Source organism: Arthrobacter alpinus, from assembly GCF_001294625.1.
GTDB lineage: Bacteria > Actinomycetota > Actinomycetes > Actinomycetales > Micrococcaceae > Specibacter > Specibacter alpinus_A.
On the sequence record NZ_CP012677.1, the window covers coordinates 1,811,375 to 1,833,457 of the forward strand.

Sequence of the window (22,083 nt, forward strand, 5' to 3'; positions counted from 1 at the left end):
GGAATCCGGCCCGGTGGGGAGTTATTTTATGCGCTGAGCGGGCTGCCCACCTTGCGCATTTTGGCTAGTAGCGCACGACGCGCCGGCGGGCGATGCGCAGAATAGAACTCCCTTCGGATCACGCGCCGTACAGGCCTCGGATCCGGTCCACTTCCGGGGCGGGGGAAAAAGGCAAGAAGTACATGATCTGCCATGCCTGGGTTTTCGCCGCCTGGGCGCTTGAGGTTTCAACCCAGGGGGCATAAAGACGTATGGCCCGTTTTCCGCCCCGCCCGGCAACGGAGAGCACCCCGCGCCGTGCCAGGACGTCCGCAGGAAACACGAATTGTCCGGATTGTGTGCCGTCGGTGACGTGGACGACAAACAAGTCGACGCCGTCAGCGGTATCAAAAGGTCTGATGGGCCCCTGGCTGGTCCGCTGCCACAGGGTGACAAACTGTCCCACCTTGGTGGGCGTTGTCTTGGCCACGCGGAACCGGGCAAGGCGCCCGCCCACAGTGAACTCGCAGGCTCCATAGTCGCCACCCTCGGGCTCTGCCACAGGATCCGGGCAGCCCAGCCCGGCGGGCTCCAGCAGCAATTCCTTGGCCTTCGCCCATGCTGCGGGCCGCGGGTCGGTGACGTTCATGGTGGGTCTGTGCGTTCCTTCGCCGGGGAATGTTTGTTGCATTCATCGTAGCAAGGCACCACCGGCCCGGGGAAAATCTGCTTCCCGCTGCAACTCATGAAAGAATCGCATCATGGCTGAAAATTTTCCGGGCACAGACACGCCCGCTCCCACCACAAGCAACGTTCCCGACAAGCCCGCCCTGGAGGGCCTCGAAGAGTCCCTGACCAAGCGTTGGCTCGCCGAAGGAACCTACAAGTTCGACAGCGAGACCACCCGGGAGCAGGTGTACTCCATTGATACTCCCCCACCCACGGCATCCGGATCCTTGCACGTGGGGCACATGTTCTCCTACACGCAGACGGATGTGCTGGCCCGTTTCCAGCGCATGAACGGCAAGAACGTCTTTTACCCGATGGGCTGGGACGACAACGGCCTGCCCACGGAGCGCCGCGTGCAAAACTACTATGGTGTGCGCTGCGACCCGAAAATCGCCTACGACGCCGACTACCGCCCCCCGGCAGCACCGGCCAAGAACCAGCGTGACTTCGACGTCATCTCCCGCAAGAACTTCATCGAACTGTGTGAGGTGCTGGCCGTTGAGGACGAGAAGGTCTTTGAGCACCTGTTCCAGACCCTGGGCCTTTCGGTGGACTGGGCGCTGACCTACCGCACCATCGATGACCACTCCCGTGCCGTTTCCCAGCGCGGCTTCCTGGCCAATCTGAACAATGGCGACGCCTACATGGCCGAGGCCCCCACCCTGTGGGATGTCACGTTCCGCACCGCCGTGGCCCAGGCCGAGCTCGAGGACCGCGAAGTTGCCGGCGCCTACTACCGGTACCCGTTCTTCGCCGAAGACGGCAGCAAGATCTACATTGAAACCACCCGCCCGGAACTGCTGGCCGCCTGCTCGGCACTTGTCGCCAACCCGGATGACGAGCGGTACAAGCCGCTGTTTGGCAAGAAGGTCACCTCGCCGTTGTTCGGCGTCGAAGTGGAGGTTCGTGCCCACGCCCTGGCCAAGCCCGACAAGGGCTCCGGCGTTGCCATGGTCTGCACCTTCGGTGACCTGACCGACGTCACCTGGTGGCGTGAACTCCGGTTGCCAACGCGCGCCATTGTGGGCCGTGACGGGCGCATCCTAGGTGACACGCCCGAGTGGATCACCACCGAGGAGGGCCGCGCCAACTATGCTGCGATCGCCGGCAAGACAGTCTTCAGTGCCAAGGAAGCCGTGGTTGAACTGCTCGTTGGTGCGGACTTGCTCGACGGCGAACCGAAGAAAATCATGCACCCTGTGAACTTTTTTGAAAAAGGTGACAAGCCCCTTGAGGTTGTCACCTCCCGCCAGTGGTACATCCGCAACGGCGGCCGTGACGCGGACCGCCGCGAACGCCTCATCAACCGGGGCAAGGAAATCGAGTTCCATCCGGCTTTCATGCGCTCACGTTACGAGAACTGGATTTCCGGCCTGAACGGCGACTGGCTCGTTTCACGCCAGCGTTTCTTCGGCGTCCCGGTCCCGGTCTGGTACCCGCTGGATGCGGACGCGAACCCGGACTACGAGAACCCCATCCTGCCCACGAGCGAGATGCTACCGGTTGACCCCGCCGCGGACGCCGCCCCGGGCTACGCCGAGGAGCAGCGCAATGTGGCCGGCGGCTTCATTGGAGACGCCGATGTCCTGGACACCTGGGCCACCTCCTCGCTGACACCGCAGATCGTGGGCGGTTGGAGCGTTGATGAGGACTTGTTCAAGAAGGTCTACCCCTTCGACTTGCGCCCCCAAGGTCACGACATCATCCGCACCTGGCTGTTCTCCTCCGCCGTGCGCGCCGACGCGCTGCAGGGCAGCGCCCCGTGGAAGCACGCTGCCATCTCCGGCTGGATCCTGGACCCGGACCGCAAGAAGATGTCCAAGTCCAAGGGCAACGTGGTGGTCCCCACCGACGTGCTCAACGACTTTGGTGCCGACGCCGTCCGCTACTGGGCTGCCTCCGCCAAACTAGGCGCCGACACGGCGTACGAGATTGCACAGATGAAGATCGGCCGCCGTCTGGCCATCAAGTTGCTCAACGCCTCCAAGTTCGTGCTGAACCTGGGCGCCACCGAATCCAATGTGCTTTCCAACGACTCCGCCGCGCTCACCAATCCCCTGGACCGTGCCGTACTGGCCCAGTTGGCCGACGTCGTCCGTCAGGCCACGAGTGCGTTTGAGAAATACGACTACGCCAAGGCCCTGCAGATCACGGAGAGCTTCTTCTGGCACTTCACCGACGACTATGTGGAGCTCATCAAGGACCGCGCTTACGGCGCCGCGGGCGATCACGAGCAGGAGTCGGTGTTGGCCGCCCTGGCCACGGCACTTGATTCGCTGCTGCGCCTGTTTGCCCCGTTCCTGCCGTTCGCCACGGAGGAAGTCTGGAGCTGGTGGCGCACCGGTTCCATCCACCGCGCACCGTGGCCCACTTCAGTAGAGGTAAGCGACGGCGACACCACTTTGCTCGCGACAGTCGGAGACGCTTTGAGCGGCATCCGCAAGGCCAAGTCCGAGGCCAAGGTCAAGCAGCGCACCCAGGTGCTCTCCGCGACGGTGACCGCCGGTGTGGTGCAGGCCGCGCAGCTCACGGCAGGTTTGGGTGACCTGAAGGCCGCGGCGAACGCCGTGGAAATCACCGTAGCCCAAGGCGAGGGGGAACTGAGCGTCAGCGACGTGCTCCTAGCACCGGCCGAGGAACCTGTCCAGGCCTGATCTGCTCCATCCCGGAGACTGCAGAGCACAATCTGAAGCCCCACCGACGTTACTAGGTCGGTGGGGCTTCAACTTTTCCATCACAGCCTGTCAGAGGAAGACTCACCCCTGCCGGTGAGTAGCCCCTCGTAGTTTTGTGGCCCCGCCTCTATCATTCCGGCATTGCTGTCACTAAGGTTGCATCAAGCTCACCATCATGTTGATGAGACTTAGCTTGGGTATTCAGGCTAAATCGTCCGCCGGATCGATTGGCCCGCGCAGCAACTATTTTCGAAGGAGCGCCATGATTGAGAATGAAGCACTTGCCGAAGATTTCCGTTCAGTGCCAGTCAGCGACTGGTCCGACTTGGGCCAACAGCTTTGGTCCTATCTGACAGGTCGTGGAGCCGTGGTTAACTACAGCTTCGTCGACATGACGGTGGAGGTGCCGCGAGACATTGGACCCGACGCACCACGGGCAACATGGAAATTCAACGGCACTTTACGAGTCACGACCAGTGATAATGAAAGCGTCAACGCCGCTGATCTAAAGCCGTAGGTGAAGGCTCATGAGATTTGACATAGATTTGGCATTCTCCACCGACCTGCCTGCGGAGGAGGGCGAAGAAGCCACGGTGGTTAATGGTCGAATTACTGCTGCGGGCCAAGAAATTCACATCCATGCCGATAATGCAGCATTATTCAGGCTCGGCTCCCGGAGGCAGTTGCCAGCGCTTAGGAAACTCGCACACTCATTGGCCCAACGCGGGATCGTGGTGAGCGTTTCAGTTCCGGAGGGGGTCATTGTCACCCTCGGTGCTGTGGAGTTATCTGCGTTGCAGCGCTTGCTGACCAACTCTTCCTATATTAAGCCAGGCAAGGCGAATACTTGGGCTACGTTGATCAAGGCGCAAGCATCCGGTGGTACCCGGGGCAGCTTACTGCCACCTGCTACACCACTGCCCATCTCACCGACGTTCCAGCGGCGTTACCGAATGAAACCAACCACCACGCACTACGCCCGCGGGGGCGGTCGGCCGCGTTTGATTTTTGTCAGGGATAGCGAAACGTGGGATGGGCGCCCGCCCAACGAATACAACCTCACCGCCGAAAATACCATCATTGGCAGCGGCGCAGAGGCTGACTTCAGGCTGCCAGACCTGTCTGCGGACCACGGGCACGTGGTCCACACAGCAGATGACGAATATGTTTATCTGCCCGGCGAAGGTGACACTCATCAGCGCCACGAACAAATACTGCGCACCGGCGCCCGCCTACTGCTCGGGCCTTGGCGAATGGTCTATTTCCGTGAGGAATATGCAGACCACGGGCGTCCCTTTGGTGGCCGGACGGCAGGTGAATTTGCCAAACTTCAACGGCCGCAGTTTGACCCCCGTTCCAACCAGATTGAATATGACGCCGTATCCGGCTTGGGCGATCCGCGCCGCCCCAAGTAGGTACTGAGTCCATGGCAGCTGCGCGGAGTATGCTCTCTGCGCAGCTGCCATGGATGCGACTAGGATTGGTGTGCAGTATCCCGGACATCATCACTGTCCACACCTCTGGATGGATTTGTTCGCGAACTATCGCCGTTGAGTGAGAGCGTTGCAACCAGTCCCAGTGTTAGGAATCCTGCTGCGAAGAAAGCCGAATACTTCGTCCCGTTTGAAAAAGCCGTCCGTGCTGCTTCCGCCGAGGATTGGGTTGCGGGATCATTTTGTAGGCCTCTAATGGCTGCGCCAGAACTTTCCACCACTTCCGTGACAATTTTTTCACGTGTGGCAGCAGGCACATTGGCCTCTTTAAGCGAATTCCCCAATTGCACGGTGGCCGTGGTGAACAGGACCGTACCCAAGATCGCAATTCCCAAGGCCGAACCAATTTGGCGGGCTGTGCTTTGAGTACCGGATGCCTGCCCGCTTTTAGGTTGCGGCACGTCTTTGAGGACCACTCCTGTAAGTTGTGCTGTGGCCAGTCCGACGCCGATCCCGTAGATGAAAAGGGCCGGGACCAGAAGAGTCCACGGTGTAGTTGAACTAATAAGAAATCCCAACATGGCCACGCCAGCAATTTCTAGCCCGATACCCACCCGGACAATTGTTACCGCTGCGACCTTGTTCCCGAACGCGCCAGCGAAACCACTGGCGGCGAAGGAACCCACCGCAAGCGGAAGTAGCAACAATCCTGTTTGCAAGGCGGAAAAACCTAACACATTCTGAAGCCAAATCGGCAAGGACAAAATAATGCCGAACTCGCCCAAGCTGACAATCATCGCCGCAATATTGCCGTTGCGGAATGAGGGAATGGAGAAAAGACTGAAGTCCAGCATGGTGCTGGCACCCCGGTGTGCCCGTGCCCTTCCCCAGAGGATAAACAGTGAAGCCGAAAGTACGCTTATGGCAAAGGCTACCGGTACCGGGGAGAGTTTCAGCGGCCAGGTCCAAGCGCCCGCGGTCAACGAATTGTGTACTAGCCACCAACCATAGTTGCGCCCCTCGATCAGACCAAAGACTAAGGTGACGCTAGCTAGAACCGTCAGGAAAGCACCTGCACCATCGATACGCCTACTGGAAGCGGTATCACGTGATTCATCCACGACGATGACGGTTCCCACCACAATGATGATGCCCAAGGGAACGTTGATACCAAAGGCCCAGCGCCACGAATAAGCCGTGGTCAGCCAACCGCCAAGCAATGGACCAAGTGCCGACATTCCGCCAATGGTCGAACCCCAGACAGCAAAAGCCACCGCCCTTTCTTTGCCGCGGAAGGTGGCGTTAATGATCGAGAGCGTGGCGGGAAGGACCATCGCCCCACCTATGCCCTGCAAGATCCTTGATCCGATCAACAGGTTGCCGCTTTGACTAAGGGCGGCAAGTATAGAGGCGATGGCAAAGATGCTGACACCAAGGAGTAAGAGCCGACGGCGCCCGAACCGGTCCGCCAAGACACCAAAGACAAGAAGAAACGCGGCAAAGACAAGGGTGTAGGATTCCTGGATCCATTGCACTTGCGTGGAACTGGCCTTCAAATCATCCACGATTGAGGGGATAGCGACATTGACTATGGTGGAGTCAACAATAATTAATGAAACGGCCAGACTGATGAAAATCAGCCCGAGCCATTTCCTTTTTAAGCTTGAAGCCATCAGCTTGCTCCTTTTCATCACGACCAGAGAGTTAATACTACGATAATCGTATTACTAACTCTTCGAAGTATCAATGAGATTCTGGCCGGCATCCCCCAACTGGCTGCAGTGAGCAGGTGGCAGCAAAAAGCCCCTGACACAAACTTTTTCTAAAGTTTTCATCAGGGGCAATCGAGATGGTGACTACCCGAACTGGGGATCTTCGGTCCGGCTGCGCTTGATCTCGAAGAAATAGGGGAAGCTGGCAAGCGTAACCGTGGCGTCCCACAATTTCCCGGCTTCCTCGCCACGCGGGATGCGGGTGATGACGGGCCCGAAGAATGCCGTCCCGTTGAAGGCTACGATAGGCGTGCCAACATCCTGACCAACCTGGCCGATGCCGTCCTGGTGGCTGGTACGCAAGGCGGTGTCGTAGGCGTCGGTGCTGGCCGCCGCAGACAGTTCGGCGGGCAGGCCCACCTCTGCAAGAGATTTGGCGATGACGTCGTCGAGGTCCTTGTTGGAGTGGTTGTGAATCTGGGTGCCCATGGCGTCGTACAACTCTTTAATGACCTGCTGGCCGTGCTCCTGTGCGGCGGCGATAATCACGCGGACAGGCCCCAGAGCCTTGACCATGTGCTCCTTGTATTCTGCAGGTAGCTCGTCGTTGTTTTCGTTCAACACCGCAAGGCTCATGACATGCCAGTCGACCTTGATGTTGCGGACCTGCTCTACTTCGCCGATCCACCGCGAGGTCGCCCAGGCAAAGGGACAGATGGGGTCAAACCAAAAATCGGCTGTTTCAATGGCGGCAACATTTTCAGACACAGGGATCTCCTTGATTGGCTTTCTCGAGCGGCGCGGATTACCCGCACATAGTGAACAACAGCGAACTACGCCGACTTGTTCCGTCGTTTTGCGGCGACTTCGTGCGGGATCAGGCCCGGCTCGGATTTCTTGTTGACTGTGTCCGCGGTGATGACCACCGTGGCGATGTCCTCGCGGCTGGGCAGCTCAAACATGACGGGCTGTAGCACTTCCTCCAGGATGGCACGCAGGCCCCGGGCCCCGGTGCCGCGTGCCAGGGCCTGGTCGGCGATGGCCTCCAGCGCCCCGTCATCGAACTCAAGGTCGACGCCGTCGAGCACGAACATCTTTTGGTACTGCTTGATCAGGGCGTTCTTCGGTTCGGTCAGGATCTGTATAAGAGAGGTGCGATCCAGCTGGGTGACTGTTGTGATGATGGGGAGCCTGCCGATGAACTCCGGGATCAAGCCAAACTTGAGCAGGTCCTCGGGCATGACGTCGGCATAGCTTGCCTCTGCCTTCTTCAAGGAACTTAAGGGGGCCCCGAAGCCGATGCCCTTTTTGCCCGCCCGAGAACTGATGATCTCTTCAAGTCCGGCAAAGGCCCCGGCGACAATGAAGAGCACATTGGTGGTGTCGATCTGGATGAATTCCTGGTGCGGGTGCTTGCGCCCGCCCTGCGGCGGCACCGAGGCCACAGTACCTTCCAAAATCTTCAGCAGCGCTTGCTGCACACCCTCCCCGGAGACGTCACGGGTGATGGAGGGGTTCTCGGACTTGCGCGAAATCTTGTCGATCTCATCGATGTAGATGATGCCCTGCTCGGCCTTCTTCACGTCGAAGTCGGCTGCCTGGATGAGCTTGAGGAGGATGTTCTCGACGTCCTCGCCCACGTAGCCGGCTTCCGTGAGCGCCGTGGCGTCGGCAACGGCGAAGGGGACGTTCAGCCGGCGTGCCAGGGTTTGCGCCAGGTAGGTCTTGCCGCAGCCGGTGGGGCCGACCAGTAAAATATTGGACTTAGCGATCTCCACGTCGTCGTGGATGCCCCCGACCAGCGTATTGGATTTGAGCGCATGGCCGGATTGGATGCGCTTGTAATGGTTGTAGACGGCGACGGCGAGCGAGCGTTTGGCCGGTTCCTGGCCGATGACATACTCCTGCAGGAAATCAAAGATCTCCCGCGGTTTGGGCAGTTCAAACGCATCCAGGTCGGCCACTTCGGCCAGTTCCTCGTCAATGATCTCGTTGCACAGTTCAATGCATTCGTCGCAGATGTACACGCCGGGTCCGGCAATGAGCTTGCGAACTTGCTTCTGACTTTTGCCACAGAAGGAACACTTCAGCAGATCGGTGCTTTCGCCCATCCTGGCCATGCGGGTGTCCTTCCGTAAACGGCACTGGCCTGGGGCCGAACCATTCATACTTACCGTGCAAGGCAGCGAAAGCTGCCGTGCCTTGATCTATGCTTCCACTCTAAGCCACGCCACTGACATTGACAGGAAAGCAAACGCCGGGGCGAGGCAAAACTACCCTGCCCCGACGTCCGAAAAGGGCACTAGCGTGTGATGGACTGTGCCTTCATCTTGCGCGGCGCCAACACTTCATCGATTAGGCCATACTCCTTGGCCTGTGCCGCCGTGAGGATGTTGTCACGCTCAATGTCATTGCTGACCTGCTCAGGCGTGCGCCCGGACAGGTCTGCCAGGGTGTTCTCCAGCCATTCACGCATACGCATGACCTCGTTGGCCTGGATCTCCAAGTCGGAGGCCTGGCCTCCCTGGCCGCCGGAGAGTGCCGGCTGGTGGATCAGCACACGGGCATTGGGCAGTGCCAGTCGCTTGCCGGGGGCACCGGCGGCGAGCAGTACGGCTGCTGCGCTGGCGGCCTGACCCAGGCAGACCGTCTGGATTTCCGGGCGAATGAACTGCATGGTGTCATAGATGGCCGTCATGGCCGTGAACGAACCGCCGGGTGAGTTGATGTACAAGGTGATGTCGCGGTCGGTGTCGTCGGCCTCAAGGACCAGCAGCTGTGCCATCACGTCGTCCGCGGAGGCGTCGTCAACCTGGACACCCAGGAAGATGATGCGGTCCTCGAACAGCTTCGTGTACGGGTCCTGACGCTTGAAACCGTACGGGGTACGTTCCTCGAACTGGGGAAGGACATAGCGGCTGGAGGGGAGATTGCCGGCAGTTTGGCCGAACGCTGTGCTGCCAAAGTTGTAAGTCATGGTCTTTGCTCCTGAAATTTTTTTCTTCGGCGTTTACTTGGCGTTGGTTCCGCCGCCACCGGCGACGGTGCCTGCGTGACGGGCGATCTTGTCGAAGAAGCCGTATTCCAGCGCTTCCTCGGCTGTGAACCACTTGTCACGGTCGTTGTCCTTGAGGATCTTCTCCACAGTCTGACCGGTTTGCTCGGCCGTCAATTCCGCCATGACCTTCTTCATGTGCAGGATCAGCTCGGCCTGGATCTTGATGTCCGACGCCGTTCCTCCAATGCCGCCTGAGGGCTGGTGCATGAGGATGCGTGCGTTGGGCGTGGCGTACCGCTTGCCCTTGGTGCCCGAGGACAGCAGGAACTGGCCCATAGACGCTGCCAGGCCGGTGGCGACCGTGACGACGTCGTTCGGGATGAACTCCATGGTGTCGTAGATGGCCATGCCTGCTGTCACCGATCCGCCGGGAGAGTTGATGTACAGGTAGATGTCCTTGTCGGGATCCTCTGCCGAGAGCAGCAACAGCTGAGAGCAGATCAAGTTGGCGTTGTCATCGCGAACTTCCGAACCCAACCAAATGATGCGTTCTTTGAGCAGGCGGTTGTAAATGTACTGGTCCGAGCCGGACGGATCTGCGCCGGCCATCGTCGGTGTGGTGTGCTGTGCCATGGTGGACTTACCTCTCCTTCGTGCGATCCGTTGGACCATAACCGTGACTGGCAAATACCCTCACGCCCGGCCCACTCCGGGTCATCACTAATCTTCACTACTTGGACAGTAGCCGTTATTGGCCCCGAATTGTTTCCCAAAAGCGCACTGTTCGCTGACGGCGCACGATTCCCACAGCCGCGCCAAAGGGCACAAAAATGCCGTTGCCGGCTCCTTGAAAAGGAATCGGCAACGGCATGAGTGAAAAGCGTTCCCTAGGTGGGAATTCTGGTTCGGAGAACTAGATCCGGGCCTCGCCCGGATCGACGACGGCGGTGGGCTCGATGGCCTCGTCGTCGGCAACGATCTCTTCTTCTTCTTCGGAAGCCACGGAGACGAAGTCGGTCAGATCGACGATCTCGCCGTTGGTGTCCTTGACAACAGCCTTGGCCAGAACCGCGGCCAGTGCCTTGCGACGTCGAACTTCGCCAACGATCATGTTGACCTGGCCCGAGGAATCGAGCATCTGGGCGAACTGGTTCGGGTCCATGCCGTACTGGCTGGCGGAGGAGACGATGTAGTCGATCAGCTCGGCCTGGCTGACACCGACTTCTTCCTTCTCGGCGACAGCGTCGAGGACGATCTCGTTGCGGAACGCCTTTTCGGTGTTTTCCTTGATCTCCGCGCGGTGCTCTTCGGTGTCGTGCTCCTCGGTGCCGTGGGCGTTCTCCGGCTTGAAGTGCTGCTCGAGCTGCTCGGCAATGACCGATTCCGGAACCGGGACCTCGACGAGGGCAAGGAGCTTCTCCAAAACCTTGTCGCGGGCTTCAACGCCCTGATCCATGATCTTGGAATCGGCTGCCTGCTTGGCCAGATCTTCCTTCAACTCCGCGATGGTGTCGAATTCGGAAGCGAGCTGGGCGAAGTCGTCGTTTGCCTCGGGCAGTTCGCGAACCTTGACCGCGGTGACCTTAACGTTGACCTGCGCGTCCTGGCCAGCGTGCTCGCCTCCGGCCAGCTTGGTCTCAAAGATTGCTTCCTCGCCGGCGGACAGGCCGGTTGCCGCCTCATCCAGGCCATCGAGCATGTTGCCCGCACCGATCTGGTAGGAGAGGTCGGACGCGGAGTCAACCTCTGTGCCGTCGATGGTGGCGGTGATGTTGATGGTGAGGAAGTCTCCCTCGGCAGCCGGGCGGTCCTCAGCCTTCAGCGTGCCGAAACGGCCGCGCAGCTCATCAAGGGCCGTCTCGGTGTCGGCGTCGGATGCCTCAGCGGCTTCAACCTCGACCTCGATACCCTCGTACTCGGGAAGTTCGATCTCCGGGCGAATGTCCAGCTCGACGTGGAACTTCAGTTCGCCGTCAGTGGCCGTGGGGTCCGGAACCTCGGTGATTTCAACCTCGGGACGGCTCAACGGGCTCAGCTTGTTCTCAACAACGGCTTCCTGGTACCAGCCGTTGAGGCCTTCGTTGATGGCCGTTTCCAGAACGTAGCCGCGGCCAACCTTCTGATCGATCATCCGGTTGGGAACTTTGCCCTTACGGAAACCAGGCACCTGCACCTGTGTGGCAATCGTCTTATAAGCCTCCGCAATGCTGGGCTTCAATTCCTCAAAGGAAACCTCAACGTTGAGCTTTACCCGAGTGGGCGTGAGGTTTTCGACAGCGCTCTTCACAGCGTGGTACTCCTGATGGTCTGTTGATGGATTTATAGGCCCAGCACAGGGGCAGTCACTGACCAAACGTGAACCGGATAATGCTGAGTCGGGGCGACAGGACTCGAACCTGCGATTTCCTGCTCCCAAAGCAGGCGCGCTAGCCACTACGCTACGCCCCGTAGTTGCCCGGAACAGTCTACGGGCAAAAGTTCCCAGATGCACAATTGAGGATTCGACCAGCTGCGAGGTGGAAGCTTTTCGCACCGATTTGCCCCCGCCCGTTGGCGTTGCTATTATCGAGGAGTTGTTCGGCTAGAAGCCGAGATGACGGGGGCGTAGCTTAATGGTAAAGCCTTAGTTTTCCAAACTAATGACGCGGGTTCGATTCCCGTCGCCCCCTCCCTATATGAGAAAAACCCCGGTCTCGCGACCGGGGTTTTTCGTTTAACGCCGATGGTTAGCCACCTTGGCAGCCGGGGCACCAATACAATTTCCGGCCCGCCAATTCCGCCATGGCAACTGCCGTGCCACAGTGCCGGCACGGCCGCCCCTCACGCTTGTAGACATAGTGAGCGTCCTCCACGGGGACTTCCTTGTTGGGGTTGGTGCCGGCACGGTTCGACGCCGTTCCCAGGTACCGAGCATCGTCCGGCCGTCCGCAGACAAAGCCAACAGCGATCCCGAGTCCCGAGGGCCTGTCATCGAGTTCGGTGGTGATGATGCGGCCGTCGCGCACGCCGTCAGCCATGACCGCGGCAATGTCCTCCCACAAAGCACAGGCCCGATCTTGTGACAGGGCCTTGCCTGGCAGCATCGGATCAAGACCGAGCCGGAACAGCACTTCGGCCCGGTAGACGTTGCCCACGCCGGCCAAGACTTCTTGTTTCATCAGCTGCTGGCCGATGCCAGTGGCGCTTTTGCGGATGCGGCGAACAAACTCGTCCCGATCGCCGGGGAGGTTGTTCAAGGGATCCGGGCCCAGCTTGCCCCGCACTGCCGCAGCTTCCTGGTGTGTGAGCACCTCACAGGCTGTGGGGCCGCGCAGATCGGCCCAGCCGTGGTCGGAGACCAGCCTGACCCGCACGGCCCCCTTCGGTTCCGGCGGGCCGGTTTCAGCCCACGCGCCGGATTCGCCGGATAGCTCCTGCTCGCCGATTCTTCGCGGGGCGCCGATGCTGGAGGCGCCGGTAAAGGTTGCGTCCCCGCCAAAGTCCCAGGCTCCGTAAAGGCCAAGGTGCACGCGCATCACCCGGTCCCCGGAGAAGGACAGGAACAGTTGCTTGCCGTGCGCATGTGCGCGCTTCAAAACGTGCCCGTCAACCAGCAAAGCTCCAGCAGTGAACTTGCCCTGCGGACTGGACACGGCCAGCACCGCCCCGCCAAAGACGTCGTTGAACTGGCGGGCTAGGCGGTGAACGGAATGACCCTCAGGCATAGGTTTTCCCGGTCCCGCGGCGGGGCATTCCCCGGCGAGAGGCCACGTTAGTCGACGACCTCGCCGGTGGTCTCATACGTGGCGATCTTGCCAATGCGGCGCACATGGCGCTCGGCGTTGCTAAACGGCTCGCCCAGGAACGCCTCGATGATCTCGGTGGCCTCGGCAACGCTGTGCTGGCGGCCTCCGACGGCCACCACGTTGGCGTCGTTGTGCTCGCGGGCCAGCTTGGCGGTGGAGAGGTTCCAGGCCAAGGCCGCGCGGACGCCCTTGACCTTGTTGGCGGCAATCTGCTCGCCGTTGCCGGAACCGCCGAGCACAATACCGAGTGCGTCGACACCGGCGGCCTGGTCGGCCACCACTGCCAGGGCGGCGTTGATGCAGAAGGAAGGGTAGTCGTCTTCGGCGTCGTAATTCTTGGGACCGTGGTCGAGCATCTCGTAGCCCTTGGCGGCCAACTCGGTGATCAGGTGGGCGCTGAGCTCCATGCCGGCATGGTCGGTTGCGATGTGAACGCGCATGAGGATTCTTTCTTCTCGGTTTTCAGTACTGCTTCAAGCCTACCCATGACGGCGGTGTGCCATGGCCGCCGCTAACGGTCCTGCTGCGCCTTCCCGGCCCTGCGGTTCAGGATCGCGGCCATCTCATCGGCAACGTCCAGGTTGGGCGCGCTCACAACAAGTCTGCCTCCGCCGCTTTGCCGAAGTACGACGGCGGCCCCCGAGTGGGTGAGGAAGCTGGCGGATCCGCTGTGCTTGCGAAGGCCCCAACCCCCATAGTCCTTGGCGACGATGTCCAGGGACACTGCCGCCTGGACCTCCTCGCACGGGGCGACGAGGACGGCAATGACACCGGATATTTTCACTGTCAGCTGGCGGCGATCAACCTGGACGGTTGCGCACAGCGTGGCAATCACCAGCAGTGCAACACCCACGGTGGCTAGAAGGAGCCATGGTGTAAGAAGTGTCAGCAATGCCCCTGGCAAGAGGGCTGCGAGCAAGATCATCATGATGACCGAACTGCGCGGATGGATGACATAGGCCATCCGGTCATTGACGGCGTCGGGGTCCGCCGCGGCTTCCAGGGCCCGGATCAGTGCCGTGTCATCGGCGGCACCCCATTGCTCGTCAGGCTTGAATGTCAGCGACAGCACCAGCCCCATGGCAACTGCCAGCCCGCAGCCCATGAGCAGCACATAGCCATCCACCCGCAATGGCACCAAGTCCCCCCGGCCGGCCTGCCCCAACAAGGTGGCCACGAAGAGTGTGAAGGCCGACAATTGCAAGGTCATGGCCGTGCCGAGTAGGACCCTGCGAAGCGTACGTGGCACGGTGGTGCGGGCGCCTTGGCTGCCTATCCCTGCCCCGAGCACCACAATTCCGGCCACCCCCACCGCCAAGAAGCTGGGCAGGGAAACAGGGTTGCCACCCCACGGCAGCACCATGGAGCCGTGCTGGTGCCCCACAAGGAACGCGCCAGCCACCAGTGCCGCGGAGAGTAGTCCCGGGAAGATCAGGGCAAAGCGTAACGCCCGGACGTCAATGTTCGGTTTGCCTTCGGTGCCGTGACCGCGCTTGGATGCCATGCCCCTAGCCTGTCACCGATGCGGCATGGACGTAAGCATTACCGTAAGCACTGACCAGCGCGACGCCGCCGCCACGGCTGAACGCCTAGGACCAGCGGCCCGGGCAGCAACGCCATCTGCCCGATCCGCCGCCGCTGGTTGTAGGCCTTCCCGTATCCATCGCGCGGCCAAGTTCAATTCCCGCCCGGCCAGGCGTAACGTGGATCATCCAAGTCCCAACGGAAGGTACTTATCTTGCCTGGCATGAACCTCACCCGCGCCGAAGCCATTGAGCGCACCGCCACCCTGACAGTCAACAGCTATGACGTCACCCTTGACCTGACGGCCTCGGAGACCACTTTCCCCTCCACCACTACGGTGACCTTCAGCGCGCAGGAGGGTTCGTCGTCGTTCATTGACGCAGTGACCGCGGCCGTTCACCAGGTGACTCTGAACGGGGTGGAGCTGGACCCGGCGGAGGTCTCCGACGGCGTGCGCATCCAGCTGCCGGTCCTGGCCGCAGAGAATGTGCTCACCGTTAAGGCCGATGCGCTTTTCATGAACACCGGTGAGGGCCTGCACCGCTTTGTGGACCCCGTGGACGGCGAGGTTTACCTTTACAGCCAGTTTGAGGTCCCGGATTCCCGGCGCATGTTTGCCGTCTTTGAGCAGCCCGACCAGAAGGCCACCTTCACATTCCACGTGACGGCGCCGGCACACTGGGACGTCATTTCCAACTCCCCGACCCCCGCGCCCGCGGCCGCCGGCGAAGGCAGGGCCACCTGGCACTTTGAGCCCACTTTGAGGATGTCCAGTTACATCACCGCCCTTATCGCCGGCCCGTACGAATCCGTACGCAGCGAACTCACCAGCTCCAACGGGCGGATCATCCCGCTGGGCGTTTTTGCCCGGAAGTCGCTCATGCAGTACCTGGATGCCGAGAACGTGTTTGAGCTGACCCGGCAGGGCTTTGAGTTCTTCGAGAAACAATTCGGCACCCCGTACCCGTTCCCCAAGTACGACCAGCTTTTCGTGCCCGAGTTCAATGCCGGGGCCATGGAAAACGCTGGCGCCGTCACCTTCCTGGAAAGCTACGTGTTCCGTTCCAAGGTGCCCGACGCCACGGTGGAACGCCGCGCCATCACGATCTTGCACGAACTGGCCCACATGTGGTTTGGCGATTTGGTGACCATGCGCTGGTGGAATGACCTGTGGCTCAACGAGTCCTTCGCCGAGTTCATGTCCACCCTGGCCGCCGCGGAGAACACCAAGTATGTGGATTCCTGGACCACGTTCTCGTCGCTGGAAAAGTCCTGGGCCTACCGCCAGGACCAGCTACCCTCCACCCATCCCATCAAGGCAGAGATCAATGACCTCGAGGACGTGCTGGTCAACTTTGATGGCATCACCTATGCCAAGGGCGCCTCGGTGCTGCGCCAGCTGGTGGCCTGGGTGGGTCAGGAAGAGTTTATGACCGGGGTGCGCGCCTACTTTGCCAAGCATGCCTGGGGCAATACCGAGCTGCCGGACCTCATGGTGGAGTTGGAGGCCGCCAGCGGCCGCGACCTTTCTGATTGGACGCAGAAGTGGCTCGAAACCGCTGGCGTGAACACCTTCAAGCCGGCCATTGAGGTGGACGACGACGGCCTCATCACCTCATTCTCGATCCTCCAGTCGGCTGTTGCCCAGTTCCCGATCCTGCGCCCGCACCGGGCCGCGGTGGGTTTCTACAACGTTGCCACCTCCGGTGACGATGTGGGCAAGCTGGTGCGCACTCACCGGGTGGAACTTGACGTGGATGGCGCCGTCACGGAGGTTCCCGAGCTGGTGGGCCTGGAACGCCCGGCCCTGGTTCTGCTCAACGACGACGACCTCGCGTACGCGAAGATCCGCCTCGATCCAGCCTCACTGGCCACGGCCAAAAAACACTTGAAGGACTTCCGCGCCTCCCTTCCACGTACTTTGGTCGCGGCGTCGGCCTGGGATGCCGCCCGCGACGGCGAAACTCCCGCCCGCGAGTACGTTGACTTTGTGCTGGCCAACATTGGGCATGAAAGCGACTCCACAGTGGTCATGGTACTGCTGCGCCAACTGGCAACAACACTGCACTTCTACGTGGCCCCGGAACGCCAGCACACCACCTCCGTAGCGGCAGCGGATGCTCTATGGGTGCTGGCGCAGGGTGCCGCCGCAGGATCCGATGCACAATTGCAGTTTGTGAAGGCGTTTGCCTCCCATGCCCAAACCAGCGCACAGCTCGACGCCGTGCAGGCCCTGCTTGAGGGGGCGTCGTCCTTACCGGAGCTGGTCATCGACGCGGACCTGCGCTGGGAACTGCTGACGTCCCTGGTGGCCGGTGGCCGCCGTGGCTCGGAGTCCATTGACGCCGAGCTTGCCGCAGACAACACCCAGACCGGGCAGCTGGCCGCTGCCACCGCACACGCGGCAGCCCCCACCCCGGAGGCCAAGGCGCAGACCTGGGAGTCCGTCGTCGTCAGGGGCGAGCACGCCAACGCCGTACAACGGGCATCTATCGCCGGCTTCAGCCACGTCTGGGACAGTTCATTGCTGGAGCCATACGTTGCCAAGTACTTTGCCGCAATCCGCGGGGTGTGGGCGCAGAAGTCCTACGAGACGGCCTCCACTATCGTCACCGGGCTCTACCCCTCCCAGCTCGTTTCGGCTGCCACCTTGGAGGCCACGGATGCGTTCCTGGCCGAGCTCGGGGACCAGACGCCGGCACTGCGACGGCTTGTGATGGAAAGCCGCGACGGGGTTGCCCGGGCGTTACGGGCCCAGGCAGCGGACGCTTGACCACCCGTTGACTTGACCACCCGTTGACTTGACCACCCGTTGAGGGGACACATCACCCCGCCACGGATCCAAGGTGACCTTGGATCCGTGGCGGGGTGATGTGTCCCCTCAACGGGGTCGGGACGCGTTTTTTCCTGCGTTCATTCTCGCCACCACGGGGGTGTCGGTGGCAAATTATTCGTGCCAAGAAGTCTACCGCAGCCGGTCATTCAGGAGTACCTTCAGGGCATGAACTCGCTAGCTTTCAGGAAGTTGACCGCGCGCACAGGCGCTGCGGTTTTGATGAGTCTGGGGCTCATTGCGGGGTTCGCCGGCGTGCCGGCTACAGCCCAGTCAGCACCACCAGTCACCCTCACGGTGCTTGGTGATTCGTACTCTGCCGGGACCGGCGGAGGGCAAGAGGCGCTTCCCTGCTTGCAAAGCCCCAACAGCTATGGCACTGACTATGCAGATGCCACCGGGCAAGCCATGGCCAACCTGGCCTGCTACGGTGCCACCACCGGCGACGTCCAAGCGCTTCAGCTACCGCAGATTCCCGCCACCACCAAACTCGTCACCTTGACAGTGGGCGGCAATGACATTGGCACCGGCGATGTTTCCGCCGCCTGTGTGGCCGCTCCCCAAAGTGCCACATGCACCGCCGCTTTAACTGCGTCGTTGCAAAAGTTGACCCAGCTGCCACAAAAGATCAAGGCCCTGGTGAACGCCATCAAGGCCAAGGTACCGACGGCGAAGATAGCGTTCTTGGGCTACCCGAACTTGTTTGAGCCAAACAACATGGCTCAGCTGGGGTACCCGGCCGAGCAAGTCAGGGCCGCCAGGATCATGAACGGTGCCGCCGATTTGCTCAATGGAGTCATTGCCATCTCGGCACTAGGCAACGGTGCCCGTTTTGTTCCTGTGGCATGGGCTTTTGCCGGGCACGGCATTCCCTCGTCCACACAGTGGATAGTGGGGCCAGGGGACACAAGCAACCCGTTCGTCTTCCATCCCACCGCCGCCGGCTACTCAAATGGTTACACACGGGCCGTGCGGGCGTTCCTGTAGAACTGCGGGCGCGGTAGGGCTTGCGCCCTTGCCAATGCTGGCTACGCTTAGCCTCATGGCTTTGAACGAACATCATTTCTCAACCAGCGTATTCTGGACGGGCAATCGCGGCACCGGGACTTCCGGGTATCGGGACTACGGCCGTGACCACTCGGTCACGGCCGCCGGTGTGCCCGCATTGCTCGGCTCGGCAGATCGTTCCTTCCATGGGGACCGGGACCGGTGGAATCCGGAACTGCTGCTCATCGCGGCCTTGTCACAGTGCCACATGCTCTCCTACCTGCATGTCGCGGTCCTTCACGGTGTGGCGGTCACCCAGTATGAGGACAGCGCCACGGGCACCATGGTGCTCAACGCCGACGGCAGTGGACAGTTCAGCTCCGTCACACTGAACCCGCGGATCGCCGTGGCCGAGCCCGCCGTGGGAGAGCTCGCCCTGAGCCTGCACGCCGAGGCCTCGCGGAAGTGCTTCATTGCCCGCAGCGTGAACTTCCCCGTCCATCACGTGCCCGGGATGCTGCTCTGAGCTGTCCACAAACGAGCAACCCCGTGCCGGGACAGCCACGGGAAGCTACAAGGAGACCCTGGCCGCGCTAGGGTTAAAGGGACGCTTCCCTACCCAACCCCCGAAAGACGCCAGGTATCCAGCCCGTGCCCCTGCAAACCCTAGAAGACACCAGCAACACAGTCTTAGACAATCTGCTCCATGCCAGCATCTATGTCGGCGTTGCGCTCGTTTCTTGGCTGATCCTGCACTATGTGGTCCGGATTGTTGTCAAACGTGCCGAAAAAGGTACCTTGGCCCAACGTGGCCTGGGTTGGATGAAACCGGTTTTCCGGAACCTGGATCCTGTGATGCGGGCGCTGGATATGGAACGCCGTGTCCAACGCGCCAGGACCATCGGGACATTGCTGAACTCCCTGCTGACAGTGATCGTCGTCGTCATCACGGCGTTTTACGTTCTCTTGGCCTTCCACGTGAACATTGCGCCGCTGCTGGCCAGCGTGGGCGTGGTGGGCATCGCCATCGGTTTCGGTAGCCAGCAACTGATCCGCGATTTCCTGGCCGGCATCTTCATCACGCTCGAGGACCAGTACGGAATCGGCGACGTCATCCAGACCAGCGAGGTCATTGGTGAGGTGGAGTACGTCGGATTGCGCATCACCCGGGTCAAGGGAGAGGACGGCACGCTCTGGTACCTGCGCAACGGCGAAATCCTGCGCCTGGGCAACCGCTCCAAGGGCAACTACGTGGCACCCATGGACGAACCTGAACCAAGCCCACTACCCGTGGCCGCACCTCCCGGCACCCCGGCGACGGCGGCCAGAACACTGCCAGCCGGCCACCCGGCGTCGTCCGGGCCACTGTTCAATGAACCCACCGCCGCGTCAGAATAGAAAGCAGCAACCACCCCATGAGTGCCCAGCACAACCCCACATCCCCGTTTGCCAGTGGTCCCGCAGCAAATGATGCCGCCGAAGGCATCCCGATCCAGTCCCGCTTCGGCGAGACGCTCTCGGTCATGCTGCCCGTCCCGGTCCGCCAAAGCCGGCCATTGCAGCCCACGTCCGGGCCCGCCACCACCGCACTGGATCCCGCTGGCACGGCCGCCGACGGCGCTGAAGTTACCACCGAGGCTGACTACTCCGACACCTTCTACGGACAGGTGGGCGGGCATGAGACGTTCAAGAAGATCATCCACGTGTTCTACCAGGGCATTGCGGCCGATCCGGTGCTGCGTGCCATGTACGCGGAGGAAGACCTGGGCCCGGCCGAACACCGCATGTTGATGTTCATCGAGCAGTACTGGGGTGGGCCGCGCACATACTTGGAGGAACGCGGCCACCCGCGCCTTCGCATGCGACACGTCCCCTTTGCCATCACGCCAGAAGCCCGGGACCGTTGGCTGGCCGCCATGCGGGCCGGCTTGGACGCAGTGGAAATCTCACCCTTGCATGAGGCCACGCTCTGGGACTATCTAGAACGCGCCGCCGCATCGCTGGTCAACGCACCCTCGGACCCGTCCCAAACACTCCGCTGATCGAGCCTGCCGAGATCCGCCCACTTCCGCGGCCGCCGGAAGCGGACTCCGCGTCTGCGGGGAGCGGGCTCGGTTTTCGTGTGAGGGGTTGCTAGAGGATCGACTTCGGGCGGACAAGAATGTGGCCGCGGCTGGTGCTCAGGCGCAGCCACTTGTGGGAGCGGTACACCGTTCCAGTCTCCCCCGGCGCCACGAAACCCAGTGCGTAAGCGGCAAACGCCGCACCGCCGGGCAGGTCACCGGCGATGCCGGCCATGGGGCGGCCCCAGACGGCGGCACGGGCATTGTTGACAATCAAGGCGCCAGGGTTGATCGGAATGATCTGGCCGATTTCCTGAACGCCGTCCTTCGCCACCTGGATCAGCTCCTCCGCCTGGACGGTGGCCATCTGCTCCCACGCACTTCGGGGGGCGCTGACTCCGGCCCACGATTCATGCACCGTCATGGGCGGCGCGGGCAGGGCCGTATCGTCGGCGTCCATGCGAGCAAGCCTGTCGGCAACCGACGCCAAGCTCACGGTCACGTCGAGGGTTGATGCAGCGTTCAACGCCATAGTGCGCAGGCCTAAAATCGTGGGTGTTCCTTCGCCCAAAAGCTTCGGGCGCATGAGGCACACATAAGCCGCGAGGACCCTGCCAGCCCCCTGCAGCCGGATGGCGCCGTCGTCCGCTGTACGGGCACGGGTCACAAAGGTCCGCAAGTCAGCGACGGTTCCCGCGTCGGCTAGCCGAAATTCGTCCGTGTTGGTGGCCGTAGTCATTCGATGCGCTCCTGCTGGGGTGTTGGGGGTTTCGGGGTGGAAGGATCGACGTCGGAGTTCGGCGCCGTCGAGTTCGGCGCCGTCGAGTTCGGCGCCGTCGGGTTCGGCGCCGTCGGCCGGCGTTTGAAGGGCACGGGGTCACCACGCCAGATGTCCAGGGCCGCGCGTTGGGCCTCGGTGAGGCGAACGGGGCGCCCGGTGGCGCGGGAGACCAGAACCATAGAGGTGGCTGCTAGGGCATAGACCACCGCGGTGTCGGCTTCGGTGACGGAGTAGCCAAAGTCGTAGCTGGACCCGCCAATGTTCGTCACCCAAATATTGACGAACACAGGTTCGGTGCGGAAGGCGATGGGGGCAAGGTATTCGATCTCGTTGCGGCCCACCAGGGTGAAAAACGCTTCACCAATGAGGCTGTCAAAGCTGCCTGTCGTGCCATCCTGGACCTGCACTTGGGTGTGCATGAGTTGCACACGGGCGTCCTCCAGGTACTGCAGATAGACCACATTATTGACATGGTGATATGCGTCGATATCGCCAAAACGAACTTGCAGGGGGATCTGAATTGCCTGAGCCATGCCTTCATCATGTCAAAGCTGGTGGGCCGCACCAAGCTACGCGACGGCGGT

At 61.4% G+C, this 22,083-nt stretch carries 20 protein-coding genes and 2 tRNA genes; 9 read left to right on the forward strand and 13 right to left on the reverse strand.

Translation table 11 applies throughout. The features are described 5' to 3' along the window. Positions 1 to 118: 118 nt before the first annotated feature. Positions 119 to 670, reverse strand: a complete 552-nt coding sequence (locus tag AOC05_RS08045) for a MepB family protein (RefSeq protein ID WP_197277912.1) — start codon at positions 668 to 670, stop codon at positions 119 to 121. A gap of 70 nt (positions 671 to 740) precedes the next feature. Between AOC05_RS08045 and valS the strand changes: the two genes are divergently transcribed. From valS to AOC05_RS08060, 3 genes are all read left to right on the forward strand, one after another. After that, positions 741 to 3,362, forward strand: a complete 2,622-nt coding sequence (gene valS / locus AOC05_RS08050) for a valine--tRNA ligase (RefSeq protein WP_062006786.1) — start codon at positions 741 to 743, stop codon at positions 3,360 to 3,362. A gap of 283 nt (positions 3,363 to 3,645) precedes the next feature. Next, positions 3,646 to 3,900, forward strand: a complete 255-nt coding sequence (locus AOC05_RS08055) for a hypothetical protein (protein WP_062006787.1) — start codon at positions 3,646 to 3,648, stop codon at positions 3,898 to 3,900. A gap of 10 nt (positions 3,901 to 3,910) precedes the next feature. Continuing rightward, entirely contained in the window at positions 3,911 to 4,798 is an 888-nt protein-coding gene (locus AOC05_RS08060; RefSeq protein ID WP_157374935.1) for an FHA domain-containing protein, read from the forward strand. Between the two features lie 59 nt (positions 4,799 to 4,857). On the opposite strand, the gene AOC05_RS08065 is transcribed toward AOC05_RS08060, so the two are convergent. From AOC05_RS08065 to AOC05_RS08095, 7 genes are all read right to left on the reverse strand, one after another. After that, complete coding sequence (locus tag AOC05_RS08065; protein ID WP_062006789.1) at positions 4,858 to 6,489, reverse strand: MFS transporter; 1,632 nt, start codon at positions 6,487 to 6,489, stop codon at positions 4,858 to 4,860. 183 nt (positions 6,490 to 6,672) lie between these two features. Next, a complete protein-coding gene (locus AOC05_RS08070; RefSeq protein WP_062006790.1) occupies positions 6,673 to 7,296 on the reverse strand; it encodes a DsbA family protein in 624 nt (207 codons plus the stop codon). 65 nt (positions 7,297 to 7,361) lie between these two features. After that, positions 7,362 to 8,648 (reverse strand): ATP-dependent Clp protease ATP-binding subunit ClpX, encoded by a 1,287-nt coding sequence (clpX, locus tag AOC05_RS08075; protein ID WP_062006791.1) that lies wholly within the window; start codon positions 8,646 to 8,648, stop codon positions 7,362 to 7,364. A 182-nt stretch (positions 8,649 to 8,830) separates the two neighbouring features. After that, positions 8,831 to 9,505 carry an ATP-dependent Clp protease proteolytic subunit gene (locus tag AOC05_RS08080; RefSeq protein WP_062006792.1) on the reverse strand — a complete coding sequence of 225 codons (675 nt, stop codon included), beginning with the start codon at positions 9,503 to 9,505 and terminating at the stop codon, positions 8,831 to 8,833. Positions 9,506 to 9,538: 33 nt separating this feature from the next. Continuing rightward, positions 9,539 to 10,159 (reverse strand): ATP-dependent Clp protease proteolytic subunit, encoded by a 621-nt coding sequence (locus AOC05_RS08085; RefSeq protein WP_082357844.1) that lies wholly within the window; start codon positions 10,157 to 10,159, stop codon positions 9,539 to 9,541. A gap of 280 nt (positions 10,160 to 10,439) precedes the next feature. Further along, on the reverse strand, positions 10,440 to 11,813 hold the full coding sequence (gene tig / locus AOC05_RS08090; RefSeq protein ID WP_062006793.1) for a trigger factor: 1,374 nt from the start codon (positions 11,811 to 11,813) through the stop codon (positions 10,440 to 10,442). Between the two features lie 88 nt (positions 11,814 to 11,901). After that, positions 11,902 to 11,974: transfer RNA gene (locus AOC05_RS08095), tRNA-Pro, on the reverse strand. 150 nt (positions 11,975 to 12,124) lie between these two features. Between AOC05_RS08095 and AOC05_RS08100 the strand changes: the two genes are divergently transcribed. Beyond that, positions 12,125 to 12,195: transfer RNA gene (locus AOC05_RS08100), tRNA-Gly, on the forward strand. A gap of 57 nt (positions 12,196 to 12,252) precedes the next feature. On the opposite strand, the gene AOC05_RS08105 is transcribed toward AOC05_RS08100, so the two are convergent. From AOC05_RS08105 to AOC05_RS08115, 3 genes are all read right to left on the reverse strand, one after another. Further along, positions 12,253 to 13,230: an Fpg/Nei family DNA glycosylase gene (locus tag AOC05_RS08105; RefSeq protein ID WP_062006794.1), complete on the reverse strand. Its 978-nt coding sequence runs from the start codon at positions 13,228 to 13,230 to the stop codon at positions 12,253 to 12,255. Positions 13,231 to 13,277: 47 nt separating this feature from the next. Continuing rightward, a complete protein-coding gene (locus tag AOC05_RS08110) occupies positions 13,278 to 13,751 on the reverse strand; it encodes a ribose-5-phosphate isomerase (RefSeq protein ID WP_062006795.1) in 474 nt (157 codons plus the stop codon). A gap of 71 nt (positions 13,752 to 13,822) precedes the next feature. Next, the gene (locus AOC05_RS08115) at positions 13,823 to 14,815 is read right to left on the reverse strand and encodes a hypothetical protein (protein ID WP_062006796.1); all 993 of its coding nucleotides are present in this window, start codon (positions 14,813 to 14,815) and stop codon (positions 13,823 to 13,825) included. Between the two features lie 243 nt (positions 14,816 to 15,058). Here AOC05_RS08115 and pepN point away from each other — a divergent pair, with 243 nt between their 5' ends. From pepN to AOC05_RS08140, 5 genes are all read left to right on the forward strand, one after another. Further along, entirely contained in the window at positions 15,059 to 17,608 is a 2,550-nt protein-coding gene (gene pepN, locus AOC05_RS08120; RefSeq protein WP_062006797.1) for an aminopeptidase N, read from the forward strand. Positions 17,609 to 17,836: 228 nt separating this feature from the next. Then, positions 17,837 to 18,655: an SGNH/GDSL hydrolase family protein gene (locus tag AOC05_RS08125; protein ID WP_062006798.1), complete on the forward strand. Its 819-nt coding sequence runs from the start codon at positions 17,837 to 17,839 to the stop codon at positions 18,653 to 18,655. A 55-nt stretch (positions 18,656 to 18,710) separates the two neighbouring features. Next, entirely contained in the window at positions 18,711 to 19,181 is a 471-nt protein-coding gene (locus AOC05_RS08130) for an OsmC family protein (protein WP_062009533.1), read from the forward strand. A gap of 131 nt (positions 19,182 to 19,312) precedes the next feature. Beyond that, entirely contained in the window at positions 19,313 to 20,053 is a 741-nt protein-coding gene (locus AOC05_RS08135) for a mechanosensitive ion channel family protein (RefSeq protein ID WP_231687226.1), read from the forward strand. A gap of 125 nt (positions 20,054 to 20,178) precedes the next feature. Beyond that, a complete protein-coding gene (locus tag AOC05_RS08140; protein WP_082358155.1) occupies positions 20,179 to 20,697 on the forward strand; it encodes a globin in 519 nt (172 codons plus the stop codon). Between the two features lie 91 nt (positions 20,698 to 20,788). On the opposite strand, the gene AOC05_RS08145 is transcribed toward AOC05_RS08140, so the two are convergent. Both AOC05_RS08145 and AOC05_RS08150 read right to left on the reverse strand, forming a co-directional pair. Continuing rightward, on the reverse strand, positions 20,789 to 21,457 hold the full coding sequence (locus tag AOC05_RS08145) for a hypothetical protein (RefSeq protein WP_062006799.1): 669 nt from the start codon (positions 21,455 to 21,457) through the stop codon (positions 20,789 to 20,791). Continuing rightward, entirely contained in the window at positions 21,454 to 22,032 is a 579-nt protein-coding gene (locus AOC05_RS08150; RefSeq protein WP_082357847.1) for an acyl-CoA thioesterase, read from the reverse strand. The genes AOC05_RS08145 and AOC05_RS08150 overlap by 4 nt, the downstream gene beginning before the upstream one ends. Positions 22,033 to 22,083: the final 51 nt, after the last annotated feature.

Coding starts and splice junctions, on each gene's coding strand:
- AOC05_RS08045 (WP_197277912.1), bottom strand. CDS start 670: ATGCAACAAACATTCCCCGGCGAAGGAACGCACAGACCCACCATGAAC.
- valS (WP_062006786.1), top strand. CDS start 741: ATGGCTGAAAATTTTCCGGGCACAGACACGCCCGCTCCCACCACAAGC.
- AOC05_RS08055 (WP_062006787.1), top strand. CDS start 3,646: ATGATTGAGAATGAAGCACTTGCCGAAGATTTCCGTTCAGTGCCAGTC.
- AOC05_RS08060 (WP_157374935.1), top strand. CDS start 3,911: ATGAGATTTGACATAGATTTGGCATTCTCCACCGACCTGCCTGCGGAG.
- AOC05_RS08065 (WP_062006789.1), bottom strand. CDS start 6,489: ATGGCTTCAAGCTTAAAAAGGAAATGGCTCGGGCTGATTTTCATCAGT.
- clpX (WP_062006791.1), bottom strand. CDS start 8,648: ATGGCCAGGATGGGCGAAAGCACCGATCTGCTGAAGTGTTCCTTCTGT.
- AOC05_RS08080 (WP_062006792.1), bottom strand. CDS start 9,505: ATGACTTACAACTTTGGCAGCACAGCGTTCGGCCAAACTGCCGGCAAT.
- AOC05_RS08085 (WP_082357844.1), bottom strand. CDS start 10,159: ATGGCACAGCACACCACACCGACGATGGCCGGCGCAGATCCGTCCGGC.
- AOC05_RS08105 (WP_062006794.1), bottom strand. CDS start 13,230: ATGCCTGAGGGTCATTCCGTTCACCGCCTAGCCCGCCAGTTCAACGAC.
- AOC05_RS08110 (WP_062006795.1), bottom strand. CDS start 13,751: ATGCGCGTTCACATCGCAACCGACCATGCCGGCATGGAGCTCAGCGCC.
- AOC05_RS08115 (WP_062006796.1), bottom strand. CDS start 14,815: ATGGCATCCAAGCGCGGTCACGGCACCGAAGGCAAACCGAACATTGAC.
- pepN (WP_062006797.1), top strand. CDS start 15,059: ATGAACCTCACCCGCGCCGAAGCCATTGAGCGCACCGCCACCCTGACA.
- AOC05_RS08125 (WP_062006798.1), top strand. CDS start 17,837: ATGAACTCGCTAGCTTTCAGGAAGTTGACCGCGCGCACAGGCGCTGCG.
- AOC05_RS08130 (WP_062009533.1), top strand. CDS start 18,711: ATGGCTTTGAACGAACATCATTTCTCAACCAGCGTATTCTGGACGGGC.
- AOC05_RS08140 (WP_082358155.1), top strand. CDS start 20,179: ATGCTGCCCGTCCCGGTCCGCCAAAGCCGGCCATTGCAGCCCACGTCC.
- AOC05_RS08145 (WP_062006799.1), bottom strand. CDS start 21,457: ATGACTACGGCCACCAACACGGACGAATTTCGGCTAGCCGACGCGGGA.
- AOC05_RS08150 (WP_082357847.1), bottom strand. CDS start 22,032: ATGGCTCAGGCAATTCAGATCCCCCTGCAAGTTCGTTTTGGCGATATC.